Source organism: Domibacillus robiginosus (genome assembly GCF_000966195.1).
Taxonomy (GTDB): Bacteria; Bacillota; Bacilli; order Bacillales; family Domibacillaceae; genus Domibacillus; species Domibacillus robiginosus.
This window is the reverse complement of the sequence record NZ_LAHL01000011.1, coordinates 153,924-180,515: the sequence shown is the minus strand read 5'-3', so window position 1 is coordinate 180,515 and position 26,592 is coordinate 153,924. Positions and strand designations below refer to the sequence as shown.

Below are 26,592 nucleotides of genomic sequence, written 5' to 3'. Positions count from 1 at the left end.
TCGTTTTTAACAATTACCATGGAATTAGAGTATCAACACTAGTATTCTACTTGCTTTTAACAGCAAAAGCAATACAGCGTAGGAAAATTTTCTCAATGATTAGCACATTTATCCACTGTCCTGTACGGTATTAAAAATTTCAAACATCGGCACCATAATCGAAATGACAATAGTCCCAACAATCGCCGCCAGCAGGACAATCATGAGCGGTTCGATCAGTGCTTTTAACCGGTCTGTGACGGTTTCTACTTCCGCTTCATAAAAGTCGGCAACCTTCGATAGCATCTGATCAAGCGACCCGGTTTCTTCCCCAATTGCCACCATTTGATGTAAAAGCGGCGGAAACGCCCAGTGGCGCTGCATCGGTCCGGTAATCGATTCACCGCGCTCCAGCGACTGTCTTGATTCACGGATCACACCGGCAATCACTTCATTTCCAACTACCTCACCGGTAATATCCATGGCACGCAGGATCGGCACCGAGTTGGAAAAAAGGGAACTGAGCGTCCGGGTCATCCGGGCAAGCACTGCTTTTCGCATTAAATTCCCAAAAATCGGCATACGCAAAACAGCATAGTCAATATACATTTTAGACTCCGGACGCCGGCGCAACAGCCAGATCGTTCCTGCTGCTGCTGCTGCAAGAAACGCAATCATATACCAGAATCGCTGCATCCATTCGCTGGCGTTAATAACAAACTGCGTAATCGCTGGCAGCTCGCCGCCAAAGTCTTCGAACATACCGACAAAGGTCGGCACAACGGAAACAAGCAAAAAGATAACCACGAAGACGGCGACAATTCCGACGACTACCGGATAAGCAAGTGCGGAAATAACTTTTTGCCGGGTACGGTGCTGCCGCTCGTAGTGAACGGCGAGATCGCTGAATGTCTGATCCAGCGTCCCGGTTGCTTCCCCGGCTCTGAGCATATTGATAAACAGCGGCTCAAAAATCTTTTTCTGCTTGGCAGCCGCATCCGAGAGCGGCCGGCCTTCCCGCATTTCCATTTCCATATTCGCCAGCGCCCGCTTGAGCGGCTTGCTGTCGGTCTGCTGTGAAAGAATAAAAGCAGAATCAACCACTGTCACACCCGCCTGCAGCAGCGCCGCAAACTGACGGAGAAAAATAACCATATGCTCAAGCTTAACGGGACGGCCAATGACAATATCCTGCTCCCAAAACGCTACCTGCTTTTGCTCAATGTTCTTTACCCGAATGCCGTTTGACTGCAGCTTTTCGATCGCTTCTTTTTTAGAGTTGGCGGTCAGTGTGCCTTTTTTCGGACCGCGGCGGTCTCTTCCGGTGTAAGCAAATTTAGCCATTCCGTTAATCCCTTTCTCTTAAATAAGGAAGCAGTGCCGATTTAGAGACGACTTCCTGACGGAACAGCTCCTGGGCATGGTCGGCCATCAGCTGCATCCCCTGTGCTTTTGACGTTTGAATCACATTAATAATTTGATGCACTTTTTCGGAACGGATTAAGTTGGCGACCGCTGAATTGTTCAGCATGATTTCAAGTGCCGCACGCCGGCCTTTTAAATCCGCCGTCGGAAACAGCCGCTGGGCAATAACAGCCGTCAGCACGGTTGCGAGCTGGGTACGGATCTGCGGCTGCTGTTCAGCTGGAAACACATCAATAATCCGTTCAATTGTAGCCGGCGCACTTGATGTATGAAGCGTCGCGAATACAAGGTGTCCTGTTTCCGCCGCTGTGATGGCGGTTTGAATCGTTTCAAGGTCGCGCATCTCCCCGACTAAAATAACGTCGGGGTCTTGGCGCAGCGCAGCACGGAGACCGTTGGCAAACGTCTGGGTATCGTACCCGACCTCACGCTGGTCAATAATACATTTCCCGTGCTTGTGCAGGTATTCAATTGGATCTTCGAGTGTAATAATATGCTTTCTCGTATTACGATTCAAGTAATCTATCATACTCGCAAGCGTTGTTGATTTACCAGATCCGGTCGGTCCCGTCACAAGCACAAGCCCATGCGGCCGCTCTGACACTTTTTTTAAGATGTCCGGCATATGAAGGTCTTCGAGTGTCGGAACACCGGAAGCAATCACCCGAAACGCAAGCGCAATACAGTTGCGCTGATGGTAGGCATTGACCCGGAACCGGGATACACGCGGCAAGCCGAATGAAAAATCAAGCTCGCCCTTTTCCTTAAACAGGTCCCACATTTGTTCGGGAATGATCGCTTTTGCCATTGCTTCTGTGTCCGCCGGCTTCAGCGGATCTTTTCCGTACCGTTTTAAATCACCGTGAATGCGAAATACCGGCGCCGTACCGACTGTTAAGTGGATATCCGACGCTTTTAATTCAAAAGCAGAACGTAAAATAAATTCAAGCTTTTCTCTCATAGTTTCTACTCCATTAGGACAGCACGAAGCACTTCTTCGGTTGTGGTGATGCCCTGCTTAATTTTTAAGAGGCCGTCATCCAGCAAAAAAATCGTTTTGTTCTTCAGTGCCATTTGTTTTAGTTCCGATAGCGGTTCATTGTTTAAAATAAGCCGCTTCATTTCTTCTGTCACCGTCAGCACCTCATGAATCGCCAGACGGCCCCTGTAGCCGGTCATATTACACGACGCACAGCCTTTTCCTCGGTTGACGGTTTCAATTTTCAGTCCCCTCTTCCCGAAAATCTCCCGCTCCCGCTCTGTGGCCGGTTCTTCACGGCCACAGTCCCGGCATACTTTACGGATCAGACGCTGTGCGACGATGCCGCTCAGGGATGAAGCAACCAAAAACGGCTCGACGCCCATATCAATGAGACGGGTGATGCTGCTGATAGAATCGTTTGTGTGCAGGGTGCTCAGCACAAGGTGACCGGTCAGAGAAGCGCGAATCGCAATTTCAGCGGTTTCCTTGTCCCTAATTTCCCCGACCATAATCACATTCGGATCCTGCCGTAAAATCGAACGAAGACCGGCTGCAAAGGTTAAACCGACACTCGGGTTCACCTGAATTTGGTTCACTCCTTCGAGCTGATACTCAACCGGGTCTTCAACGGTAATAATATTGACTTCTTCACTGTTTAGCCGGTTTAATCCTGCGTACAGTGTCGAAGACTTTCCTGATCCGGTTGGTCCGGTAATGAGTACAATGCCGTTCGGGCGCTGAAGCAGCGTTTCCATTCGCTTTAAGTTCACTTTGTTAAACCCGAGCTGGTTCATGTCATTTAACGAACTGCTTAAATCTAAAATCCGCATAACAATTTTTTCTCCGTACACAGTTGGGAGTGTGGAAATACGCAGATCGATAGCCCGAAAATCAATATTCGTTTTGATTCTTCCATCCTGTGGAATCCGGTGCTCGGTAATATCCATATTGGCCATAATTTTAATCCGTGCTGTCAGCATGCCCAGCATCGACTTTGGAAGCTGGCGGTCCAGCTGCAGCACTCCGTCGACCCGCATGCGAACAACAACTTTTGTTTCATGCGGGTCGATGTGAATGTCACTTGCTTTTTCAGTCATCGCACGAGACATAATTTGATTGACCAGCCGGACAACCGGTGAATCCTCTTCCACCGCTTCTTCTTCCGACTCTCCTGCCGCCGGCGTATTTTGCTGCATAAACTCTTCAAGCGAATCATCCATATCGTAATACTTGTTGACAGCACGCAGAATATCCTGCTTTGTCGCAATTGCGGTTTCAATTTGAAATCCGGTTGCCAGCCTTAAATCCTCAACTGTAAAGTAATCCATTGGATCGGCCATCGCCACAAACAGCCGGTTTTCTTCTTTTTTTAATGGAATAATTAAGCTTTTTTTTGCCATCTCTTTTGAAACGAGGCTAAGCAGCTTTATATCAATTGGATACCGGTATAAGCTGACATGCGGAATGCCCAGCTGAAACTCCAGCACTTCAATCAGTTGCTGCTCGGTGATAAATCCTCTGTTTAGGAGAGCATCGCCCAGTTTCTGGTTGTCTTTTTTTTCTTTTAATGCAACAGACAGCTGTTCATCCGTAATCAGGCCGGATTCAACCAGCAGATCACCGAGCCGTTTGCGCTTTGTTTTCATGCTGCATCACCTTTTATTGTCCATTTTCATTACTTTGTTCATCCGTGGCTGTTGTACTATCACTCTCATCCTGCTCTTCTTGATTTTCAGCATCGGTATTGTTATTGTCTTCATCTGTTTCCTCTTGATCATCCTCATCTGTTTCTTCAGGCTCTGGTGGAGGAGGAGGCGGTTCCTGTGAACTGTACAGCTCAATTTGATGAACCGGCGGATAAAAATCAGCTGCCATTTGCTCACTGCCCAGCTTTTTGCTTCCTTCTGAGCGGCTTCGATATACATCAATCATCGAACCATCTTCTCCGTACTGTTCAATCCGCATGTCGCCATAAGGCAGCTCGGGGCTAAAGTGTAAAACAGTTTTTGGTTCAAGTGTTTTCTTGTTTCTCAGCTCCGTTTTGTACGTATAGTAAAACGGAATACCAGTTAACACACCATACAGACGGCCATTTGATACAGTCCAGTTGATCGTGTAAGCGTCTTTATTACGGTTAAAAAAAACAAAATCCTGCCCTTTTGCTTTTGCGACTTTTGCTTCATAACCTAAATTAATATAGTCAGGCAGGTCATTGCTTTGATTTTTTTCCATAATATCAAAATTTGTTTTTAATACAAGCTGATACAGAGCAGAAGATAATAGATTCAAGCTTTTATCGCTTATTTTTCCTGCAGCAGGCTCTACCCAGCTATTAAAAGAAAAAGAAGTACCAGCTTTTACAGCAATAGCTGGATTGGCTTTCAGAAAGTCAGCCGCTGCGCCGTCCAAACCATCTGCTGTCACTTCTGAGAGTTTCGCTTTTTTTTCACTTTCTTCCAAATAAAGCGAAACATCAATAACAGATTCTCCTGATTTTAAATAATCGCCAATGTCTGATAGGTCACTGGCCATTGTTTCCACATCTATTCTTCCATCCGTTTTAAGAGCGGGCAGTTTACGAGACAGCTCTTCTTTTAAATCATCAGGTGAAACAGCGGCTAAAAGCTTGTTTTTCTGGCTGTCTGCCGCTTCCCTTACAGACTGGTCAACCTGAAAGGAAATCAAGCTGTTGCTTATCGTCACTTCTTTTTCTGCATACGTTACCTTTATAACAGCTTGCTCCTGCCAGGCTTCTACTTTTTCATCCAGAAGTTTGGCTGCTTCACTGTTTGTCATTTCATCGACTTTCTGCGGGCCGATCGTTGTTCCTTCGTCAAAGATGGCATCGGCAAAAAACACGCGGTCAAACAGCCTGCCTCCATAAAACGAAAACAACAAAAGATAAACGACAAGCAGCAACAGCAGCACTGCTGTTTTTCCAACCACTTTTTGGGAACGCCCTACTTCTTCCACCTGTCTTAAGCCTCGCTGTTCATACTTAATTCAACTAAAATTTCCGGTCCGGCTTCACGCGCTTTTTGAACATCTTCTTCCTGTAAAACCGTGCCCGCTGGAATTAACACATCTCCGTTTACTTCAATGCTTTTCGTAGCCGTTTTACCGACTAATAGCTTGCTTTGCTGTTCCTCAATCAATTGGAGCCAGCGGTCAACCGAAGACTCTTCTTGTTCTGATACTTCCGCTTGTTCGCCCGCTTCTTCTTCGGCTGCCTGCTCGATTGGCTCTCCCGCCTCGAGCTCCTCGGCATCAGGATGAACTTCCTCAATAGCATCGTTATATACTTCAAGCTGAACAGCTTGTTCTGTCACACCTGAAGATTCAGCAGATGACTGGACAGGCTCAATCGGAAGAGCATAGAGCTCCTGCACTTCCTCTTCCAACGACTCTTTTACTACGCCTTCGTCAACTACGATTAAATCACGTCCATATGTGACTACGTATTGCCCGCTGACTAAAAAAGACCCTTCTTTGTCTTCTACAACAAGCTGAATAATTTCTCCCGTTTCGTCATCAATCATATATTCAACTGCCTGCCCGATCAGCTGCCCTTTTTTCGTCATCAGGCGTGTTTGTAAAATTTTTGTTTTCCGGTTCAAAAGCTCATTGGCAACCGGAATATTATTCATTTCAATAACACTGCTTTCATGGTCAATCGTCAGGGCATAATCACCGATACCGATAATTTTATTGAATGGAATCGCTTTGCCTTCCTGCTCCCATTCTTCATGGCCAATTGTAATAAAGTCGATGCTTCTTTTTTCGGGGTTGATAATCAGCGATTTTGCCTGGCCGATTTCTACCCCGTCCGCAATACTGATAATAGGAAGACCTTGTACTTCACTGCTTTTTTTCATCTCTCTCACCTGTTTCCAATGATTGATTTAAAACGATTTCTTTCATATTTATAATTTCCTCTACCAAAACGGGATATGCACGTAAGCGATGCTCAAGCTCATCTGCAAGCGCCAGAGCTTGCAGCGGCTCATCGTTTGCCATATAAAACGCCGTCAGCATGCGCCCGATAATATAGTAATCGCGGTCATGAAGCGGTGCCTGCAAATAATGCTTCATCACGCTTTCCACTTCTTCATAAGGTAACGCTTTTTGTTTCACTTCAATTTCCTGAACGATAATATGAAGCCATTCTGGAGAAAGACGCCGAGGCTCTTTTTCTTCAGCAGCCTCTGGCTTATCATGAACCTCTTCTTCCATAGAATAAGGAACGTTGCTTTCCGGAAGGTCCTCTTGCTCAGAGTCTGCTTCTTCCTTGCGCTCCTCTTCCTCTGTTAAAAATGCTTCTTTTTCCGTGATAACGTCCTCTTCTGCTAAATCAAAATCTTCTGCTTCCGTTTCCTCGTTCTCTGGCTCCAAAAGAAACTCTTCTTCCAATGAAGAAGCTGGAGCGCTGTTTTCTGGAAGGTCCTCTTGTTCAGAGTCTGCTTCCTTCTTCTGCTCCTCTTCCTCTGTTAAAAATGCTTCTTTTTCTGTGATGATATCACCCTCAGCCAGATCAATATCCTTTGTTTTTGTTTCTTCGTGCTCTGGCTTCAACAGGGACACTTCTTCCACTAAAGAAGCTGGGGCGTTGTTTTCTGGAAGATCCTCTTGTTCAGATTCTGCTTCCTCCTTCTGCTCCTCTTCCTCTGTTAAAAATACTTCTTTTTCTTTGATCATGTCGTCCTCAGTCAGATCGATATCCTCTGCTTTTGTTTCTTCGTTCTCCGACTCCAACAGAAACGCTCGTTCCATCTCAGGAATGGTTTCTTCTATATCGTTTTCTGCTTCAATCAGGTCTTCTTCAAACAAGCTGCTTAAATATTGTTCGTTCCGTTCTTCTGTTTTTTCTACGTAATCTGCTAGTCCTTCTTCTTTTTCTTTATCGTCTGATAGTTGAATTTCTTCATGGTCTAAAATCTCTATTTTTTTACGATCCTCTTTTTCTTCCTCTTCAAAGAGTTCCAGCAGATACAAGTCACTTTCGTCTTCGGCAGGCTTTGTGTCCTCTGAATGTTTTATATCAGCACTTTCATCCAGTGTATTTAGCCAGTTGTCTTCATCTTCCGGGCGCACTTCCTCATCGGTCTCTTTAATGACTGCTTTGTCCTCTGCGAAAAGAAGCTCAAGTTCTTCTAGTTCATCTTCTGATTCCATTTCCTGCTCTTTTTCCATTTTTTCTTTAAAATGGTTTTCCTCAGGCCATGCAAGCTCGCCAATTTCTTCAAGGTCATTCAGCTGGGGGAGGGGTGTTTTCTCGTCATCCATTTGTGCTGCATCCTCTTTTTTCGCTTCAAACATAATCGTCTCATTCGCTGCAGCAGGTGCTTTTTTCTCTTCAACTGCCACAGCCATATTCTGTTTTGACTCAATCGGATCTGGCTTTTCTGTGTCTGCCTGTTCTTGAATCAGCTTGTAATCTATTTCTTTAGGCATTTGTTTTCTTTTTATCCACGATTTACCAAAACGTTTTTTAGGTGCATTGGCCGTTTCACTTCGATCCTCATCGCCTTCTAACCATTCGGCTTCTGCCGCCCAGGAAGGAAGGCCATACTTTACTGTAAAGTAACCTGTCATGATCAAAACAAGCAGCCCGATCAATAGACTTTGCCAGAGCGGCAGATAAACAGCCGCAGCCATGACGGCTCCTGCAATCGCAAAGCTCTCAAGTGCAATAATCACCTTGCCTTTTAGGGAAATGCCAAGCGGAAGCCAGGGCAAAATCGGTAAAACAAGTAAAAAACCGATAAACATCATAATTGTTTTCGTCATCCAAAACCCTCTCTGTTACCAATGTAGTAGACTTCATACAAAATTTACGTAGGAAAAATGCAGTTTAATAGGAATATTGTATAATAAAGTTACGTAATTGCAAAGAAAGGAAAAAAAACCGTGACGAAAAAGATCAAAAATTGTCAAGATGGTGTCACCTTACTGGAGCTTTTAGTGTCTCTTACTATATTAAGCATTATTTTATTGTCCGTCACCCGGTTCTTTTTTCAAGCCGGAACCTTTAATGCGGCAAATGAAAGCCGTACTATTGCCCTGAATGTAGCCCGCAATGCCCTGATGTTTATGGAAAAGCAATCATTTGTCGAAATGCGCCACGAATTCGAGGATCCAGATACAGTAAAATGGCTGAAAATGTGTCCCGGTACGACCGAAGACAAAGTATATACGCTTCAGTCCGATCGTATCAATGAAGCAGATTGCAGTGATATTCCAGTCAATGATGGGACATACGCTGTAACCATAACCTCTAGTTCTATCGACGAGGAAACGAAAAAATACTATATCCCTGTAACTGTTAAAGTGAGGTGGAAAGAAAATGAGCCGGAAGTGGAGTTGGATGGAACGATTAAAAGCGAGGATATGCGATGAGCGCGGTCTTACATTGATGGAGCTTTTAGCCGTCATTGTCATTTTAGCGATTGTCAGCTCCGTAATGGCGAGTACGCTTGTAACCGGGCAAAAAATCTTTACAAAGCAGACTGCTGAAACTCAATTTCGGGAAGATGCTGATTATGTGACAACGCGGATCATGAATGAATTTTACTCAACGCCATTTGATGAAGTAACGAGCTGCCCGGACGGCTCTTGCATCACGATTATTAACAGCTTGGAAACAAACTTCACCGAAGTCGAAAATCAAAATGAAGATAATGATAGTCTTGAGTCCTATTATGACCCTATTCAAGAGAGCAAAGGCACCAAAACGGAAACAAAAAAGATCTTTATTGAAGACAGCCAAATTAAAATCGAGAAATCCGGCACTAAAGATGACGGTACTGAAATGCTGGAGGTTCCTTCTGATTTCATCGCAAACCCGGATGGCGAACCTACTTTTCATGTCACTTGCACATCCGAAGCACCTGCTTCTTCTGCGGATGAAGAAGCCGCCCCTTCCTGCCAGAGCGGTACGATTAAACTAGTTTTCACCCTGAAAAATGACCGGACCGTTGAGAATATGCAACTGGAAAGTAGGTTTGGATTTTAATGAAACGATTATGGAATGAAAAAGGAAATGCGCTGCTGCTTGTTCTGTTGGTCGCGGTTGTTTTCTCAACTATCGGCCTTGCCATTGTTGCTTCTACGATCGGCGGAGCAAAGCGAACGACGGTCCGGGTGGCGGATGTAGACGCGACGTATGAAGCTGTTAAAGCGATAGACTCTTATAGCGCCAAGCTGTCGGAAGCTTTGAGAAATGACAGATTTGTACTATTTAAAACATTAGGAGAAGGATCAGTCAGCCATGAACCCGTCACTCCCTCAAATATTGATATTCTGCTAGAAGATGCAGAAACTAGCATCCACGATACATTGAAAGCTGAAAATGACGCTATTACGGCGATAAATGTTGATGATGTCACTGATAACTATTCGATTGAAAGAACAGAAACCCTGACCCGGGTGCTCGAAGTGTCCATTACAGCAAACGAGCCGGATGGAACAGCTGTTGTGTCACGGACAGCTAAAAAAGAATTAATTGTCTCGCCTTTACCAAGTTTTTTAAAATACGCACTCGGCTCTGAAAAGGGAACACTATCGCTGAACGGCTCTCCACATCTTGAAGGCAATGTTTTTGCTAATAAATTATCCATCGATGAAAATGCGTATTATTATTTAACAACAGGCGGACCCAAACGTCCCAATGCAACGCCCATGCCTTCTATTTCTGGAGACTTGTATGTCGGCACACCAGGGAATTACGCAGATTGGAACTTTAATCCAACCGAACTGACAGACGTGCTTGTACCTGAAAATTTTTATCATGGAAAAGTGCCAACGTTGAAAAACGACAGCCAATACCAGTCGATTGAATTTGATCAGGCTTATTCGGAAGGTTTTGCTTCTGCTGAAAAACAAACAACGCTTCCCCCGTCTGGCGCACCGAATAACCCTGCAAAGGATGTTGGAACAACAAGCGGCATTCCGCCCGTTAATTCGCTCTTCGAAGGCGTAGTTAAACAGGTGCCTCAATCCTTTTCAGAATATGCTGCAACAGGAGCGGACATTGTTGGGGTTGATTATATTGGAAGTGCCGTTTTAAGGCCAAAGGGCAGCTTAATCGAAAACGTAAACGTAAAGGGATCATTAACGATCTTTGCAGAGAAGGATCTTACGATTAGAAATCTTGCTGTTTCCAGTGGTGTTTTGCACATTGTTAATGAGAGCGACGGTACAATTACATTAGATGGGAACATTGTCTCCGACAAAGGGATCACTCTTGAAAATAACACGGGGACTATAGAGGCGAATACCGCCAACCTGTATGATGAATTGGCAATTAAAATCAATAATGACAGCGGGACAGTGAATGCAGGATCCATTTACAGTCAGGAAGATGCCTTTATGACAAACGCCAGCGGAGATATGACGTTTTCAGCTCCTTTACAAACGGGTAAAAATCTAATTATTGATAATAAAGGGGACCTGGCAATTGATTTTTCGTCCGAGGTCAATAACATCAATACAGTCTACAGTTTAGGTAACATGAAAATTACTTCTGATGGAAATTTTGAATTAAAGAACCATTTGGAAGCGATCGGTTCGATCACGCTTGATTTAACAAATAAAGCGGCAGTTGAAGGGCTGATTCTTTCTCAGAGCAACATAAACCTTTATGCAAAAGATAGTAAAAAAGAAGACAGTACGGAAGATAATAATATTTACTTTGACGGTGCGCTGTTTACGGGGGAAAACTTGACGATTCAAGGCGGCATAGAAGAGGAGGGACAGGCAGAAAATGACCTTTTTGCCATTAACGGTACGATGTATGCAAGAGGAGAAACGCATATCTCAAATTTATCGATCCGCGGCTGGCAGGACGGACAGCTTGTATCTTTATCGGGCGGTTCATTGCTAATTACCCGAATAAATGAGTTCCAGAACTTTCAAGACAGGAATGGAAACGACCTGAAGGATGAGCCAGAAGGCGGGCCATACGTGCCAGAAGAAGATTCGGACCGTAATATCCAGCCGCTGAAAGGATTTTTTTATACAAACAAAGAGGTAATTGCACAAACAGAATCAAAAGCCGCTGAGCTGTACGGCGTTGGCTCTTTATTTTTTATCGATGGCGGCTTGTTTGCCAAAGGTGACTTTGAGATTAACGCGGTGCGCGGGGAAACAAAGGGTTATGACATCGAAAGCAGTATTCCCGGACGTGATCAGCAATTAAACCGATACTCACGGTTTATCGTTAATTACGACCGTAATATCCTGCTTGGTCAACTCGACTATTTGCCACGGGTGAAGTATTTGTCGGTATATAGTGACCAGTTGACAGTGGAATAATAACTGCGTAAAAATCCCCTGGGAAACTGGTCCCTGGGGATTTTTACTTTACTACCATCTTCCATCAATGCTGTCGGCCGATTCGCCTCCACTATCATTGCCGGTTTCAAACACAGTCGTTGCTTCTTTTGTTACTATACTGCCATCAGGCTGCTCCTGAGTAACCGTTGCAGTAACATCAGTATAGCCTTTACCTGATTTATCAGACTCGATGTACCAATCTCCATTCGCTTCTTTCTTTATAATAACTACCCCATCATCTGCCGCTCTCACGTCAACCACATCAGGCTCGGTTGCGTCAGATGGCGTGATGTCCAGCAGGTTGTCAACCAGCTCACTTTCTTTATTCGTGTACTTAGCTTGTTCAAATGATACGCCTTCAAGTGGAATGAAATCCGAAGTTACGTTAACAGGCATTGTAACCTTAGCGTCCGGATTACTGTTGGATGTTACTGTGAACTCGGATACTCCTTCTTTCAAACCGAAGACAGTTCCGTTCATTTCTTCTTTCTTATCTGACTTTTTCTGAGCTCCGGCAAATTCGCCGCCGCTTGTCACATCCACTTTCCAGGACTGATCCGTTGCGTCTTCAGGGAATACTCTTACTTCAAAATCCATAGCAGTTCCTTCGACTATTGAGACCTGATCAATCTTTTTTGGATCATCACCAGTTGACCAAATTTCAATTTGTTCAACTTTTTTAGCAATCGTCACTTCTTTTGACACAATTTGATCGGTCAAAGAAAAGCCGCCGGTGGATTTTACATCGATTTTATTTAAGCCTGGTTTGGTTAATTCTATAACTTGATCTTCCCCGAGTGGCTGCCAATTACCATTATCGATCCGATAGGAGTATTGAACATTTTCTCCGCCAACAAGCTGTGAAAGCTTTGCGTTTACATTTTCATATACAGTCGATTTATTGGCGACTGACGTCTTACTTTCAGCTCCCGTCATTGCGACATCCGCTGTAAAGTAAAGAGTAGCCGTTGTGTTATCAAAATAGGTGATCGTAATGGCTTTTTTATCATTGCCTGCGAAAACCATATCCTTTACTGGCTTTGGCAGCAATCCATAGTCATTCGGGAATGCTGTTTCTGCTACAGTCAGTCCTGTTGCTTTCTCTACTTTCCGGATAATCCCATTGGCGTAGCCATCATAATAATAGCTGCCCCCATCATCAAGCCGTACTTTGTTTGTAATACGGTCAGAAGCGGCTGGGATAGATGAGCTGTACGTTTGCTTAAATCGTGTATCCTCGTATTCTATACGCGCTTGCGGCATCGTTACATTGTTAAGCGCCCAATCCGCCTTCAACTTTAACGCTGTTGTAAAAGAAGCGGGGTTAAATACCCCATTCGCATAAGAAACAGTTCGGGACAAAGTGATTACTGCTTCTTTCCCGCCAGAGGCTTCATCACGAACCGTTACACCTTCTGCCGGTTCAATGCTGACTCCATCAGGAAGCAGCTGGATCAGCTTCATATTTTGCAATTTTCCACTGACGGATTTGCTGCTGAGTCCTTCCGGCTTTAAGCTGTACTCGGCATTAAAATAATTGGTGCGCTTTCCAGATTGTTTAATTAAGTTGTTAACCTCATTCGCTTCTCCTTTTAAAACCATGCTGCCGTTAATTGCTGGAGGTGCCTCCGCAGCGACTTGAATTGTAACAGATGGAATCGTGATTGAGACTGTAGAGCCGTCCGGACGTTTATATGTGAGTTTCATATTGTCAAACGTGTATGTTCCTACTTCACTAAACTCAAGCGGCAGCGTTAAATCAACTGGTGCGGGCGCATTTTGTAAGTATTCATACTCAAATGATTTACGCAGCGTTACCTTTGTGCCGTCTACTGCGGCGTTAGCGCCTTCAGCGACTGTTACCTTGCTTCCAAACTTAGCCAAGTCTAGCGTTACTTCCGCATCAAGCTTCTGCTTGCTGATAGACTCTGCAATATCAAGAAAGATTTGATCCACATTCCCTTCCGATGCCGCACTGGCGTAAGCACCTGTGACAGAAGAAAGCTCTTCTAAATAACCCTGGTCAAGTTCATCACGATTGTTTCCAAAACCAATTGAATACATTTTAATTCCATTTTGACCTATCTGCTGAGCCGTATTTTTTGCTCGTTCTTTAATATATCGAATTAAAGATAGTCTGTCCGACCTGGAATCAGTAGAACGAGATTTGTTTTGATTATCGTATATAACTTCAAGATTATAACGATAAGAGTTATTATATTGGATAAATACACCGTTGTCATAGTCATAAAAATGAACTACTTCTTTAATTGGTTTTGAATAATCAAGATCGGTTCTTTGACAATTTCCATTTCTTTTAAATTCAACACATTTCCTTTCAAAATCAATAGTTTCAGTAGAAGCTGTTAAAAAGCCATCCGTCATAAAGATAATATTTTTATCATTTGTTGAACCACTGAGCATTTGTTGTGCCAATTCTATTGGGTCCCGGTAATTTGTTCCACCGAGAGCGTAAGTCGAATAAACTTTGCTTCTAATTGTGGAAAAAGTTATATTTGAGGCTTTGGTTAATGGCACTACATTTCCATTATCATCAACAGTTGTATTAAATGGAATAAATGCAAACCGGTCATTTGGTCCGGCATTTTCCTTGAAATAATCAAGTGCCTTATACATGGCAGCTTTTGCACTCTCAAATTTCTGTTTTCTTTTTCCCGACTCATTCATTGAGCCCGAGGTATCGAATATAAATACAACATCAACGGGCTTACGATCTAATTGATCGTATTTTCCAAACGGCGTCATTTTCATATCAATTCGTGCTTTGGCGTTGCTGTCCACCGGTTTCACAACGATAGATTGAGAAGGGGTTGCAGTCACAGAAACCCCTATATCATTTCCTGCAGCTTCTGCCTGTAACATATCATGCGGCAATATTAATAAACCAACCATAATAAATAAGAGAATGTTAACTATAAATTTCTTCATTACACACCAGCCTTTTCCTTTGAGGCATTCTTTCTTACTATTATATATACCCCGTTCTCATTTGGAAAGAATGGTTTTTATGTCTTTTTTCACGCTAGATATAAAATAAAGCGATCCGGTAATGATTAAAACGTCCTGCTTGGAAGCATTCTGTTGAAACAGCTGAATTACAGATAGATAGCTTTGAACTATTTGAACTGTTTCAGACGTAAATTGTTCATAATGTTCAGCACTTGCAGCACGTGGAAAATCAAAAGGCGCGAGATATAGGCGGTCTGCCGATTTTTTCAACCGTGCAATCATCCCATCAAGAGGTTTATCCTTCATCGCCGCAAACAGCACCGTCACTCTTTTATCCGGGAAACGCTGTGCAATCGTCCGCGTGAGCGCTTCTACGCCTTCTTCATTATGGGCGCCGTCTGCAATAATAAGTGGGTCATTCGACAAGGTTTCAAACCGGCCCGGCCATATCGCCGTTTCGAGTCCTTTTTTAATGTGATCGTCTTCGATTAAAAAAGAATAATAAATCCGTAAAAAGTCAGCGGCCATAACCGCTACTGATGCATTTTGCACCTGGTGCAGCCCCGCGAGACCTGTTTGGAGAGCGGGCTGGCTGCCGTAAAGAGAAGTAAAGTCAAACTGCTCCCCGCCTTCCGTTGAAGCGGTCCAGGTGCCGTTAAAATCCCGGCCGAATTGATAAAGAGCTGATCTCTTTTCCTTTGCCGTTCTAGCAATAATATCGAGTGCTTCCGGCTGATGGACAGCGGTTAACACCGGCACGCCGCTTTTAATGATTCCAGCTTTTTCCCGTGCAATATCCGCGAGCGTATCACCGAGAAACTGAAGATGATCCATGCCGATTGTCGTAATGACCGAAAGCAGCGGGTACACGATATTCGTTGAATCGAGGCGGCCGCCGAGCCCGACTTCAAACAGGACAATATCAACTGGATGAACGTAAGCAAAATAATAAAATGCCATTGCGGTGATAATTTCAAATTCACTCGGCCCGCCCATTTCCAGCTCTTCCATTTCGTCGGCAATCGATTTAATTTTTTGGGCAAGGATTGTGATTTCTTCATCTGAAATAGGAATTCCGTTTACGCTGATCCGCTCATTGAATTGTTCAATGTAAGGCGATGTAAAGGTCCCTGTTTCAAAACCCGCTTCCGTTAAAATCGACCGTAGCATTGCCGTAGTTGAGCCCTTTCCGTTTGTTCCTCCAATGTGAACGGCTTTTATATGCCGCTCCGGATGACCCAGCTGCTCCATCATATAGTCCATCCGCATTAAACCCGGCTTGATTCCTACTCTCAGGCGTCCATGGATCCAGTCCAGGGCTTCTTCGTAATGATTCATATTGATTTCTCTCCTTATGTACGAAAAAGACGAACCGCTTTGAGGCGGGTTCGTCTTGTACGATTAATTCTTTAAATCTTCAATGCGTGCTTCTACAGCAGCAAGCTTTTCACGGTAATCCGTTTCTTTCGCACGCTCTTCATCAACCACTTTTTGCGGCGCTTTGGACATAAACCGCTCATTGGCCAGCTTTTTCAGTACGCGGTCTACTTCAGACTGCCATTTTGCTTTTTCTTTTTCGAGACGGGCAATTTCTTCGTCAATGTTTAACAGACCCGCAAGCGGCATAAACAGCTCGGCACCTGTTACAACAGCCGTCATGGCTTTTTCCGGTGCAGCCGGGTTTGTATCAATTACCAGCTCATCTGGATTACAGAAGCGCTCAATGTAGTAGCGGTTTTCGGTTAAAGTGGCAAGAACTGCTTCGTCTTTTGCTTTTAACACGAGCGGTACTTTTTTGCTCATTGGCGTATTTACTTCTGAACGGATATTACGTACAGCACGAATAATATCAACAAGCAGCTTCATGTCTGCTGCCGCTTCTTTATTCGTTAAAGAAGAATCCGTTTTTGGCCATGAAGCTTCAACAATTGTTTCGCCTTCATGCGGCAGGTTCTGCCAGATTTCTTCTGTAATAAACGGCATAAACGGATGCAGAAGACGCATTGTGTTGTCGAGTACATAAGCCAGAACCGAGCGGGTCATTGCTTTTGCCTGCTCATCCTCACCGTACAATGGCAGTTTCGCCATTTCGATATACCAGTCGCAGAAATCGTCCCAAATAAAGTTATACAGCGTCCGGCCGACTTCACCAAACTCGTATTTGTCCGATAAGTGTGTCACACTTTCAATGGTTTCATTTAAGCGGGTTAAAATCCACTCATCTGCGACGGATTTTTTGCCGGTCAAATCAATTTGATCATACGTCATGCCGCCCATATTCATAAGGGCAAAACGGGATGCGTTCCAAATTTTATTGGCGAAATTCCATGTTGCTTCAACCTTTTCCGTTGTGTAGCGCAGATCCTGTCCTGGCGAGCTGCCTGTCGCAAGGAAGTAGCGAAGTGAATCGGCACCGTACTGGTCGATTACTTCCATTGGGTCCACGCCGTTGCCAAGAGACTTGGACATTTTGCGACCTTCCGCATCACGGACAAGACCATGGATCAAAACATCCTGGAACGGTCGTTCACCGGTAAATTCAAGTCCCTGGAAAATCATCCGGGATACCCAGAAGAAAATGATATCATACCCTGTTACCAGGGCCGCTGTTGGGTAATAACGCTTGAATTCAGCAGAATCCGTATCCGGCCAGCCCATTGTTGAAAACGGCCATAGAGCAGATGAGAACCATGTATCCAGTACATCTGTATCCTGCTCCCAGTTTTCCGCATCCTTTGGCGCTTCATGGCCAACATACACTTCGCCTGTTTCTTTATGATACCAGGCTGGAATGCGGTGTCCCCACCAGAGCTGACGGGAAATACACCAGTCACGAATATTGTCCATCCAGTGCAGGTACGTTTTTTCAAAGCGGTCCGGCACAAAATTTACTTTGTTTTCCGTTTTTTGAAGCTCGACTGCTTCTTGCGCCAGAGGCTCCATTTTTACAAACCATTGTGTGGATAAATACGGCTCCACCACAGCGCCGCTTCTTTCTGAATGGCCGACTGAGTGCATATGCTCTTCAATCTTAAACAGGACACCTGATTCCTGAAGATCTTTAACGATTTGCTTACGGCAATCAAAGCGGTCCATGCCGTTGTATGTACCGGCTTCTTCGTTCATCGTGCCGTCTTCGTTCATCACGAGAATACGCGGGAGGTTATGACGGTTCCCAACTTCAAAGTCATTCGGATCATGCGCTGGCGTAATTTTCACAACGCCGCTTCCAAATTCAGGATCTACATAATCGTCTGCCACAATCGGAATCACACGGCCGACAATTGGGAGAACAACATTTTTGCCGATTAAATGCTTGTAACGCTCGTCTTCCGGGTGAACGGCTACCGCCGTATCACCAAGCATTGTTTCCGGACGTGTTGTTGCGATTTCAATCGAGCCGGAGCCATCTTCAAGCGGATATTTCATATGATAAAAAGCGCCCTGTACGTCTTTATAGATGACTTCAATATCTGACAGTGCTGTTTTCGTGGACGGATCCCAGTTGATAATGTATTCACCGCGATAGATGAGTCCTTTTTCATACAGCTTTACAAACACTTCACGAACCGCTTTTGACAGTCCTTCATCAAGTGTAAAGCGTTCACGGCTGTAATCAAGGCCAAGACCAAGCTTCGCCCATTGGGCACGAATATGCCCGGCATATTCTTCTTTCCATTTCCATGATTCTTCAAGGAATTTTTCACGGCCCAGGTCATAGCGCGTGGTGCCTTCTTCTTTTAATTTCTGCTCTACCTTTGCCTGCGTAGCAATACCTGCATGGTCCATTCCTGGAAGCCATAGAACGTCAAAGCCCTGCATCCGCTTCATACGCGTTAAAATGTCCTGCAGCGTTGTATCCCACGCATGCCCAAGATGAAGTTTCCCGGTAACATTTGGCGGTGGAATCACGATTGTATAAGGGGGTTTAGACTCATCGTTTTTTGCTTCAAAAAATTTACCGGCTGTCCACCAGTCATATCGACCCTGCTCGATTGCCTGTGGATCATATTTCGTCGGCATGTTTGTTTCTTGTTGTGACATTGTTTTTCCTCCTTGTAAAAAAGCGCAAAGCACACAATTTTCAGCGGCCGCCATACACTTGTCTCTGTCAGAGACTTTTTTGGGGACTCTATCAGAAATGAACGTATAACGTTAAGCTGACGGCGCTAAGCTTGGACATCATAAAAAAAAGCCCCACCGCCTGAAAAGGACGAAGAGGCTGCTTGCGGTACCACCTTTTCTCGGTCCACACGTTTCTTTTCAATACCATTATCTTAGCCGAAAACGCTTCTGTGCGTCAACCTTGCGCACCGTTTTTCGTGCAATTCATATGATAAGAAAAGGGCAGGTGCCGCTTATCGTCTGCAAGCATCAGGTGATCACGGACGAAGGCATTTTTATACCTTCAAAAGAGATTACCTTGTGTCGCAAAACCGCGTAGACTTTCCGTGGCATCCCAAGCTGGACAGTAACTTTAAAAGGAGTGTTTTTTATGATGCGTCATTACGACAGATGGCCGCCTTGGCTGCGCCGCTGCCGCTTTATGTGCTGCCGGATTATCATCCCCCTTTGCTGCTTTCAAGGACTGCGTACGCTGTTTTTGCCAACGACATTTGATGTTATTCTGCTGTCTCTTTTGATTCTCCTGGCGGCTGCTCTTCATCTTGAGTGGCTATAAGCTCTACATTGCCAGACGATACTTGAAAACGCCATTTTGTTTGTTGCACCGGCCGCTCTTCAAGCCAGCTAAAAATGGAAGCATCGTCTTCCGCCCGCTTTTGAACTTGAACAGCGGCATCTTCTGTTTCTGCCGTTTGATCTGCTTCCTGATCCTCTTCGGCTTGGATGCTTTCTTCCGTCTCGCTGTCTTCAAGCTCTTCTAAATCATTCTCGAAGCTTGCCTCTGTTTCATACTCATAAGCAGCTGCCACAATCGGCTCTTGCTCTTCCTCTACTTTTCTTACAGCAGACACTGCAATGGCAAGTTCTGCTTCTAAAATAAGCCGGTCTGGCTTTTTCACTGTATAATCAAAGGTGTGAATTTCAATATCTGCTCCATCCGCCGCACGCTGATCCGGAGGCAAAATGGCCTGCACCGGGATATGGCGGAAAAACTGGCGGACAGAATCTTCTTCCATTCCAAAATGATCGTTTATTCGATATTCGCCTGTTACCTCAATAGAGCCCTGTACACTTGCCCCTTGAATCACCACCTGCGGGTCAAGAGAGATAGACAGCAGTTCATCCACTTCTTCTCCTTCTGGAAATACAACATCCTCCTGAAGCGCAACGAAAAATAACTCTTCCATGCACACCCCTCCCTTTCGCGCTAGTGTATGCGCGTAAAAAGGAAAACATGAAAAAAAGTGCCTGTCCAAACGTATAAAAACGCAATAGAACAGGCACTGAAAGTTTTATTTTTTCAAGCGACTGAATGCTTTTTCAGCAGCTTGAATCGTTTTATTGATATCTTCATCAGAATGTGCTGTGGATAGGAACAGTCCTTCAAATTGGGACGGTGCTAAAAAGACGCCTTCAAGTGCCATTTCGCGGAAGTAGTTTGCGAATAGGGCAAGGTCTGATTCTTTTGCATCGTCGTAATTTTGAACCGGTCCTTCATGGAAAAAGTAGCCGATCATTGAACCTGCACGGTTAAAGGTAATTGGAATGCCATGTTTCTTTGCCGCTTCTGTCAGCCCTTTTTCAAGCATATCCGCTTTGCGCCCAAATTCTTCATAAGAAGCCGGCGTCAATTGGCGAAGCGTTTCGATTCCAGCGGTCATCGCCATTGGGTTTCCAGACAGTGTTCCTGCCTGATAAATCGTTCCGGCCGGTGCAATTTGATTCATAATGTCTGCTTTTCCACCGTAAGCGCCTACTGGCAGACCGCCACCGATGACTTTGCCAAGGCAGGTAAGGTCCGGTGTTACGCCGAAATGTCCCTGTGCGCAATTGTAGCCGACGCGGAAGCCTGTCATCACTTCATCAAAAATAAGTAGAGCACCATTTTGCTCTGTTATTTCACGCAGTCCTTCTAAAAATCCCGGCTGTGGAGGAACAACCCCCATATTGCCGGCAACAGGCTCAACAATAACGCAGGCAATATCTTCACCAAATTGCTCAAATGCATAGCGGACGCTTTCTGTATCATTGTATGGTACAGTGATTGTATTTTTCGCAACACTTTCCGGCACACCCGGGCTGTCCGGCAGTCCAAGTGTGGCTACGCCGGAACCCGCTTTGATCAGCAGTGAATCTCCGTGGCCATGATAGCAGCCTTCAAACTTAAGGATTTTATTGCGCCCTGTATATCCACGCGCAAGCCGGAGAGCACTCATGGTTGCTTCTGTACCACTTGATACCATTCGAACCACTTCAATCGATGGCACCCGCTCAATAACAAGCTTTGCCATTTCATTTTCAAGTAGTGTAGAGGCACCAAAGCTTGTACCGGTTTCCGCACTTCTTTTCAGCGCTTGGACTACCTGGTCATTCGAGTGGCCTAAAATAAGTGGTCCCCATGAAAGCACGTAGTCGATGTATTCATTCCCGTCAATATCCCAAATTTTAGAGCCTTTACCCCGCTCCATAAAAATAGGATCAATGTTAACTGATTTAAACGCGCGGACCGGGCTGTTTACGCCGCCCGGCATCATTTCCACCGCTTCTTTAAAAGCAGCTTTTGATTTTTCAAATGAACGCATGAAAACGCCTCCTATTATTGTTCGTTCAGCCAACGTGCAGCATCTTTTGCATGATAGGTCATAATTAAGTCCGCGCCTGCACGCTTCATGCTCGTCAATGTTTCAAGCACAATGGCTTTTTCATCCACCCAGCCGTTTAAAGCGGCAGCCTTCACCATGGCATATTCGCCGCTTACGCTATAAGCGACAACAGGTGCCTGGAATTCATTCCGTACGTCCCGGACAATATCCAGGTAAGAAAGAGCCGGCTTTACGATCAAGAAGTCAGCCCCCTGCTCTATATCAGCCTGTGCTTCCCTAATTGCTTCACGCCGGTTGGCCGGATCCATTTGATAGGTTTTCCGGTCTCCAAATTGCGGTGTGGAGTCCGCCGCATCACGGAATGGCCCGTAATAAGCAGAAGAATATTTTACAGCGTAAGACATAATCGGTACTTCTTCAAAGCCTGCTTCATCCAGTCCCTGGCGAATAGCGGCAACAAATCCATCCATCATATTGGATGGTGCAATAATATCCGCTCCCGCTTTTGCCTGGCTGATCGCTGCTTTCGCCAGCAAATCAAGTGAAGGATCATTTAACACACGGCTTCCTTCAATCACACCGCAATGGCCATGATCGGTATATTCACACAAACATGTATCCGCGATCACGATAAGGTCTGGATATTGTTCTTTAATATGCCGTGTAGCCTTTTGAACAATGCCGTCGTTATGGTAGGCACCTGTTCCAATCGCATCTTTTACGTCAGGCAGGCCGAACAAAATAATCGATTTAATGCCCAGCTCAATCACTTCGTCAATCTCCTGGTTTAATTGATCAAGAGATAATTGAAAAACGCCCGGCATAGATGGAACCTCATTGCGGATTCCTTCTCCTTCTGCTACAAAAAGCGGATAAATAAAATCATTTACATGAAGCTGTGTTTCCCGCACAAGCGCACGCATATTAGCAGTTTGACGCAAGCGGCGGTGACGATCAAAATTCAATTCCATACTATCACTCCTTATAAAATTGGCCCATTTCCTCCACAAGCGCATCAATCGTAAACACAGCCGGGCAAACGGCAACACGTATGCCATTCGACAACGCTTCTTTTTTCGTTACCCGTCCAATTACGCCGTAATCCGTATCAGGCAGCGGCTCCTGTGACTGCTTCAGAATCTGCATAAAATGACGAACGGCAGACGGACTTGTAAAAGTAATCATGTCTATCTTTTCCATCCGAATTACTTCTAATAAGTGTTCCTTTTCATCAGCAGGAAAGTACGTTTCATATACAATCCACTCGTCTGCCTGCCCTCCTGACTGACGAACTGTATCCGCTATTACACTGCGCGCCATGCTGCTCTTTGGAACGAGCATTTTTTTTGGAAGAAATAATCCATTTCGTATTTCCTCCGCCATATCCTCTGCTGAAAAGCGTCCCGGCATATAGGAAACAGAAAGCCCATAAGCTTCTGCTGCCCTGGCGGTTTGAGTACCAATTGCTGCCCACTTGGCTCCAATCTTATGCAAAAGGTGGCCGGCTTTTTGCATAAAAAAATCAACACCGTTTTTACTTGTAAACAAAATCCAATCATATGTATGCAAGGCAGCCAAAATGGCTTCCTCCTGCCTGTCTTGCGATGGCCGGAATGCGATAAGCGGCACTGCGTATGCTGTGCCGCCCGCTTCTTCTATTTTACCAATAAACGGTGCCGCCTGTCCCCTGGGACGTGTTACAACAATTCGTTTACCAGCGAGCGGCTTCATTCAGACGCTGCTCTTGCGGCTTCGATTAATTCCAGCGCACCCCGGTTCTTTAAAAGCTCGGCTGCTTGTAAGCCCACTTGCTCGGCATCACTTCCTGAAACCGTTTCTTTTAAAATTGTTTTCCCATCCGGTGAAGCGACAAGCGCAGTCAGAGACAGCTCCGCGCCATCTGCCTTTGCAAATCCAGCAACAGGCACCTGACAGCTTCCTTCTACAGCACCCAGGAAAAACCGCTCGGCTGCAACAGTCCGCTTCGTGTTTTCACAGGTAAACTGGTTTAGAAGTGCCCGCAACTCCTGATCATCTTCACGGCATTCAATCGCCAGCGCACCCTGCCCAACAGCTGAAACAGATAATTCTTCATCCAAAAATTCTGTTACGGTATCTGCTGCCCAGCCCATACGTGCAAGACCGGCTGCGGCTAAAATAATGGCATCATATTCTTCATTTTTCAGCTTCGCCAGCCGGGTATCAATATTACCGCGAATCCATTTGATTTCAAGATCCGGTCTTGCAGCTAAAATCTGAGCACTGCGGCGCAGACTGCTCGTGCCTATAATAGAGCCCGAAGGCAATTCATGGAACTTTACATGACCATTAGAAATAAGCGCATCGCGGTGATCTTCTCTCTCAGGCACAGCGCCAATCACAAGTCCTTCAGGCAAAACAGCCGGCATGTCCTTCATGCTATGAACAGCCATGTCTATTTCGCCGTCAAAAAGTGCCTGCTCGATTTCTTTTACGAACAAGCCTTTGCCGCCCACTTTAGATAATGTCACATCTAAAATACGGTCGCCTTTTGTCACAATTTCTTTTACTTCAAATTCTGTTCCTGGCGACAGTGCTTTCAGCTGGTCAATCACCTGGTTTGTTTGCGTAAGCGCCAGGCGGCTTTTTCTTGATCCGACAATAATTTTCCGCAAGATAATTCCCTCCATAACCGCTCGAAAGCCGGTGTCACGAATACCAGAAATGGAATGTGGACAGCCGGCTTCCGAGGAAAAAGTTCATTAAGATGATGAGAAAAGCTGCTGCATTGATGTATGCGAGTGTTTTTCCCGATACTCCTTTTCGTACTTTAACGTACAAAAAAGTGCTATATATAAACAGTAAAACAAAAGATGTAACAATTTTCAAATCAAACCAGCTTACCTCGGGCAGCTTAATCGTTTTCCAGACAAGTCCTAAGATTAAGCTGAGCAGCAGAAGCGGAACACCTATTGCGTTCAAAACAACCGACAGCTTTTCGAGCTGGCCCAGGTCTCCAAGTCTCCATAGCCGTTCATTCCACTTTTTCAGCTTTAAAAGACGATATTGCAGCAAGTAAAGTGCGGAAAAAATAAAGGACAGAGAAAAAGCGCCATAGGACAAAATAGCCGTTGTAATGTGAAGAAGCAAAAGTTCTGATACGAGCTTTTCCGCTGCTGCCTGTGATTCCACCTGAATAGGTGCAAAGGTATGAACTGTCATAATCATAAACCCGATAACATTTGTGAAAAAAACGGTAAAGTCCATCCGTAGGAGCTTGTTTAGCACAAGCGAAAATGTAATCAGCACCCATGCATAAAAATAAAGACCCTCAAAAAGAGTCAGTACCGGAAAACGTCCGGCATTGTACATGTACAGGGCCAAAAAAATCGTTTGCAGACTCCAAACGATCGTTAGGATCCAGAAGGCGATTCGATTCGCCCGCTGGTTTTTTTGAACAAAATCAAGAAAATAAAGCAATACGCTTACGGCGTATAAAATAATCATAAGTTCATGAAGGCGAGTCATTCCCTGCTCCAACATGGCGTAACCTCACTTAAAACTGGAGTAAAGGCTTTGTTTGAACCATTTGAACACGCTCTTCTTCTTCCTGTGCACGTTTCAGTTCTTGAACATCTTCTTCAATATTGAAAATGTGCATAAAGAGTTCAAGCTTTTCAGCTGCCCGCTTGTCACCGGCTAATTCTTTTGCCTGCAAAATCGGATCCTTCAGCATTTGATTCACAATACTTTTCGTGTGCTTGCTCAGCACTTTCCGATCGCGATCCGACAGGTGCGGCAGCTTCCGATTTAAGCTGTCCATCGTTTCCGATTGGATTGAAAGTGCTTTTTGACGTAAAGCCGAGATTACCGGCACTACACCCAGCACATTAATCCATTCATTAAAGGCAACAATTTCCCCTTCAATCATAAGCCCTATTTTCGCAGCGGCTTTTTCGCGTTCAGCCAGATTCGCCTCGACAATGCCTTCCAGGTCATCAATATCATATAAGAAAATGCTGTCAAGCTCTGCTACTTCCGGCGCAATATCACGAGGCACAGCAATATCAACCATAAACAACGGCCGTCCTTTGCGCATTTTCTGGACACCTGTCATTACCTCTTTTGTAACCACATAATCCTTTGAACCAGTTGAACTGATTAAAATATCTGCTTCAACCAGTGCGCTTTGCAGCTCATCCATTGTTTTAGCCTGTCCGTCAAAGCGTTCAGCAAGCGCTTCTGCTTTTTGGAACGTCCGGTTCACCACTGTCACTTTAGTTGCTCCGCTGCCATGCAGGTTCTTGATCGCCAGCTCGCCCATTTTTCCGGCACCAAGCACCAGCACATGGCGTCCTGATAACTCGCCAAAAATTTTCTTAGCGAGCTCCACCGCTGCATAGCTGACAGATACAGCATTCGCGCCAATATCTGTTTCTGCATGCGCTCGTTTTGCTAGTGTAACAGCTTGCTTAAACAAATGATTAAATACAGTACCCGCCGCTTTTACTTCCTGTGATTGCAGAAAGCTCTGGCGAACCTGTCCTAAAATTTGTGTTTCTCCAAGAACCATTGAATTTAACCCGGCAGACACACGAAAAAGATGCTCGACTGCTGCTTCTTGCTCATAAATGAACAAGAACGGTGTAAAGTCTGCCTGCGGAATATCGAACCATTTAGATAAAAATTCTTTTATATAGTAGCGGCCGGTATGCAGCTGATCTACAACCGCATAAATTTCTGTACGGTTGCAAGTCGATACGATAACATTTTCAAGCACACTTTTTTGTTTTTGGAGCTCTGTCATCGCTGCTGCAAGCGTATCTTCTCTAAAAGAAAGACGCTCGCGAATTTCTACCGGGGCTGTTTTATAATTTAATCCCACCGTGATGATATGCACGTTACTTGCACCCCCGAAAAACGATTCATTGTAGGTCTCATTATATCATAATGCGACGTTTTTATTATTCATAAATTGTGAACATATGCTAACATAAAAGGCAGACATGCTTACTGAACAGGGATAAACATGTAATGCTTCTTTCTATACCATAGACAGAAAATCAAAAACGAAAACCATGGCATCCATCGTACGCCTTTATGCCTTACGTCCTGTTTCTTTCTTATTTATAAATATTATCAAATAAAAATAATTTTAGCAATAGAATGAATTGGAAGCTAGTAAGGATCAAAAGT

At 44.8% G+C, this 26,592-nt stretch carries 20 protein-coding genes; 4 read left to right on the top strand and 16 right to left on the bottom strand.

Annotated elements, in window-relative coordinates; translation table 11 throughout:
* Positions 1-108: 108 nt before the first annotated feature.
* From VP97_RS07980 to VP97_RS07955, 6 genes are read right to left on the bottom strand one after another with little or no spacing between them, the layout of a single operon-like run.
* Positions 109-1,323: a type II secretion system F family protein gene (locus VP97_RS07980; protein ID WP_050181214.1), complete on the bottom strand. Its 1,215-nt coding sequence runs from the start codon at positions 1,321-1,323 to the stop codon at positions 109-111.
* Positions 1,324-1,327: 4 nt separating this feature from the next.
* Positions 1,328-2,365 carry a type IV pilus twitching motility protein PilT gene (locus VP97_RS07975; protein WP_050181213.1) on the bottom strand — a complete coding sequence of 346 codons (1,038 nt, stop codon included), beginning with the start codon at positions 2,363-2,365 and terminating at the stop codon, positions 1,328-1,330.
* A 5-nt stretch (positions 2,366-2,370) separates the two neighbouring features.
* Positions 2,371-4,032, bottom strand: a complete 1,662-nt coding sequence (locus tag VP97_RS07970; RefSeq protein WP_050181212.1) for a GspE/PulE family protein — start codon at positions 4,030-4,032, stop codon at positions 2,371-2,373.
* Between the two features lie 13 nt (positions 4,033-4,045).
* Positions 4,046-5,359 (bottom strand): VanW family protein, encoded by a 1,314-nt coding sequence (locus VP97_RS07965; RefSeq protein WP_156153442.1) that lies wholly within the window; start codon positions 5,357-5,359, stop codon positions 4,046-4,048.
* 5 nt (positions 5,360-5,364) lie between these two features.
* Positions 5,365-6,261: a PRC-barrel domain-containing protein gene (locus VP97_RS07960; protein ID WP_050181210.1), complete on the bottom strand. Its 897-nt coding sequence runs from the start codon at positions 6,259-6,261 to the stop codon at positions 5,365-5,367.
* Positions 6,245-8,173, bottom strand: a complete 1,929-nt coding sequence (locus tag VP97_RS07955) for a hypothetical protein (protein WP_050181209.1) — start codon at positions 8,171-8,173, stop codon at positions 6,245-6,247. The genes VP97_RS07960 and VP97_RS07955 overlap by 17 nt, the downstream gene beginning before the upstream one ends.
* Positions 8,174-8,293: 120 nt before the next feature.
* Here VP97_RS07955 and VP97_RS07950 point away from each other — a divergent pair, with 120 nt between their 5' ends.
* From VP97_RS07950 to VP97_RS07940, 3 genes are read left to right on the top strand one after another with little or no spacing between them, the layout of a single operon-like run.
* Complete coding sequence (locus VP97_RS07950; RefSeq protein WP_050181208.1) at positions 8,294-8,782, top strand: type IV pilus modification PilV family protein; 489 nt, start codon at positions 8,294-8,296, stop codon at positions 8,780-8,782.
* The gene (locus VP97_RS07945; protein ID WP_082220290.1) at positions 8,730-9,398 is read left to right on the top strand and encodes a PilW family protein; all 669 of its coding nucleotides are present in this window, start codon (positions 8,730-8,732) and stop codon (positions 9,396-9,398) included. Before VP97_RS07950 ends, VP97_RS07945 begins: the two co-directional genes overlap by 53 nt.
* On the top strand, positions 9,398-11,698 hold the full coding sequence (locus tag VP97_RS07940) for a hypothetical protein (RefSeq protein WP_050181206.1): 2,301 nt from the start codon (positions 9,398-9,400) through the stop codon (positions 11,696-11,698). Before VP97_RS07945 ends, VP97_RS07940 begins: the two co-directional genes overlap by 1 nt.
* Positions 11,699-11,749: 51 nt before the next feature.
* Here VP97_RS07940 and VP97_RS07935 read toward each other — a convergent pair whose 3' ends face one another.
* The 3 genes from VP97_RS07935 to VP97_RS07925 form a co-directional block, all read right to left on the bottom strand.
* The gene (locus tag VP97_RS07935) at positions 11,750-14,668 is read right to left on the bottom strand and encodes a vWA domain-containing protein (protein ID WP_050181205.1); all 2,919 of its coding nucleotides are present in this window, start codon (positions 14,666-14,668) and stop codon (positions 11,750-11,752) included.
* Between the two features lie 57 nt (positions 14,669-14,725).
* Positions 14,726-16,027, bottom strand: a complete 1,302-nt coding sequence (locus VP97_RS07930; protein WP_050181204.1) for a bifunctional folylpolyglutamate synthase/dihydrofolate synthase — start codon at positions 16,025-16,027, stop codon at positions 14,726-14,728.
* Positions 16,028-16,090: 63 nt separating this feature from the next.
* Complete coding sequence (locus VP97_RS07925) at positions 16,091-18,733, bottom strand: valine--tRNA ligase (RefSeq protein ID WP_050181203.1); 2,643 nt, start codon at positions 18,731-18,733, stop codon at positions 16,091-16,093.
* A gap of 451 nt (positions 18,734-19,184) precedes the next feature.
* Here VP97_RS07925 and VP97_RS24490 point away from each other — a divergent pair, with 451 nt between their 5' ends.
* On the top strand, positions 19,185-19,370 hold the full coding sequence (locus VP97_RS24490; protein ID WP_245629860.1) for a hypothetical protein: 186 nt from the start codon (positions 19,185-19,187) through the stop codon (positions 19,368-19,370).
* Here the strand turns inward: VP97_RS24490 and VP97_RS07915 are convergent.
* From VP97_RS07915 to hemA, 7 genes are all read right to left on the bottom strand, one after another.
* The gene (locus tag VP97_RS07915) at positions 19,312-20,001 is read right to left on the bottom strand and encodes a hypothetical protein (protein WP_050181201.1); all 690 of its coding nucleotides are present in this window, start codon (positions 19,999-20,001) and stop codon (positions 19,312-19,314) included. The genes VP97_RS24490 and VP97_RS07915 overlap by 59 nt on opposite strands.
* A gap of 105 nt (positions 20,002-20,106) precedes the next feature.
* A complete protein-coding gene (gene hemL / locus VP97_RS07910; protein ID WP_050181200.1) occupies positions 20,107-21,396 on the bottom strand; it encodes a glutamate-1-semialdehyde 2,1-aminomutase in 1,290 nt (429 codons plus the stop codon).
* 14 nt (positions 21,397-21,410) lie between these two features.
* Entirely contained in the window at positions 21,411-22,388 is a 978-nt protein-coding gene (gene hemB / locus VP97_RS07905; protein ID WP_050181199.1) for a porphobilinogen synthase, read from the bottom strand.
* Positions 22,389-22,392: 4 nt separating this feature from the next.
* Positions 22,393-23,148 (bottom strand): uroporphyrinogen-III synthase, encoded by a 756-nt coding sequence (locus VP97_RS07900; protein WP_050181198.1) that lies wholly within the window; start codon positions 23,146-23,148, stop codon positions 22,393-22,395.
* Positions 23,145-24,071, bottom strand: a complete 927-nt coding sequence (gene hemC, locus VP97_RS07895) for a hydroxymethylbilane synthase (protein ID WP_050181197.1) — start codon at positions 24,069-24,071, stop codon at positions 23,145-23,147. Before hemC ends, VP97_RS07900 begins: the two co-directional genes overlap by 4 nt.
* A gap of 34 nt (positions 24,072-24,105) precedes the next feature.
* Entirely contained in the window at positions 24,106-24,939 is an 834-nt protein-coding gene (locus VP97_RS07890; RefSeq protein WP_050181196.1) for a cytochrome C assembly family protein, read from the bottom strand.
* 13 nt (positions 24,940-24,952) lie between these two features.
* On the bottom strand, positions 24,953-26,296 hold the full coding sequence (gene hemA / locus VP97_RS07885; protein ID WP_050181195.1) for a glutamyl-tRNA reductase: 1,344 nt from the start codon (positions 26,294-26,296) through the stop codon (positions 24,953-24,955).
* Positions 26,297-26,592 lie beyond the last annotated feature (296 nt).

Coding starts and splice junctions, on each gene's coding strand:
- VP97_RS07935 (WP_050181205.1), bottom strand. CDS start 14,668: ATGAAGAAATTTATAGTTAACATTCTCTTATTTATTATGGTTGGTTTA.
- VP97_RS07975 (WP_050181213.1), bottom strand. CDS start 2,365: ATGAGAGAAAAGCTTGAATTTATTTTACGTTCTGCTTTTGAATTAAAA.
- VP97_RS07890 (WP_050181196.1), bottom strand. CDS start 24,939: ATGTTGGAGCAGGGAATGACTCGCCTTCATGAACTTATGATTATTTTA.
- VP97_RS07955 (WP_050181209.1), bottom strand. CDS start 8,173: ATGACGAAAACAATTATGATGTTTATCGGTTTTTTACTTGTTTTACCG.
- VP97_RS07960 (WP_050181210.1), bottom strand. CDS start 6,261: ATGAAAAAAAGCAGTGAAGTACAAGGTCTTCCTATTATCAGTATTGCG.
- VP97_RS07970 (WP_050181212.1), bottom strand. CDS start 4,032: ATGAAAACAAAGCGCAAACGGCTCGGTGATCTGCTGGTTGAATCCGGC.
- VP97_RS07925 (WP_050181203.1), bottom strand. CDS start 18,733: ATGTCACAACAAGAAACAAACATGCCGACGAAATATGATCCACAGGCA.
- VP97_RS07980 (WP_050181214.1), bottom strand. CDS start 1,323: ATGGCTAAATTTGCTTACACCGGAAGAGACCGCCGCGGTCCGAAAAAA.
- VP97_RS24490 (WP_245629860.1), top strand. CDS start 19,185: ATGATGCGTCATTACGACAGATGGCCGCCTTGGCTGCGCCGCTGCCGC.
- hemL (WP_050181200.1), bottom strand. CDS start 21,396: ATGCGTTCATTTGAAAAATCAAAAGCTGCTTTTAAAGAAGCGGTGGAA.
- hemB (WP_050181199.1), bottom strand. CDS start 22,388: ATGGAATTGAATTTTGATCGTCACCGCCGCTTGCGTCAAACTGCTAAT.
- VP97_RS07945 (WP_082220290.1), top strand. CDS start 8,730: ATGAGCCGGAAGTGGAGTTGGATGGAACGATTAAAAGCGAGGATATGC.
- VP97_RS07930 (WP_050181204.1), bottom strand. CDS start 16,027: ATGAATCATTACGAAGAAGCCCTGGACTGGATCCATGGACGCCTGAGA.
- VP97_RS07915 (WP_050181201.1), bottom strand. CDS start 20,001: ATGGAAGAGTTATTTTTCGTTGCGCTTCAGGAGGATGTTGTATTTCCA.
- VP97_RS07940 (WP_050181206.1), top strand. CDS start 9,398: ATGAAACGATTATGGAATGAAAAAGGAAATGCGCTGCTGCTTGTTCTG.
- VP97_RS07900 (WP_050181198.1), bottom strand. CDS start 23,148: ATGAAGCCGCTCGCTGGTAAACGAATTGTTGTAACACGTCCCAGGGGA.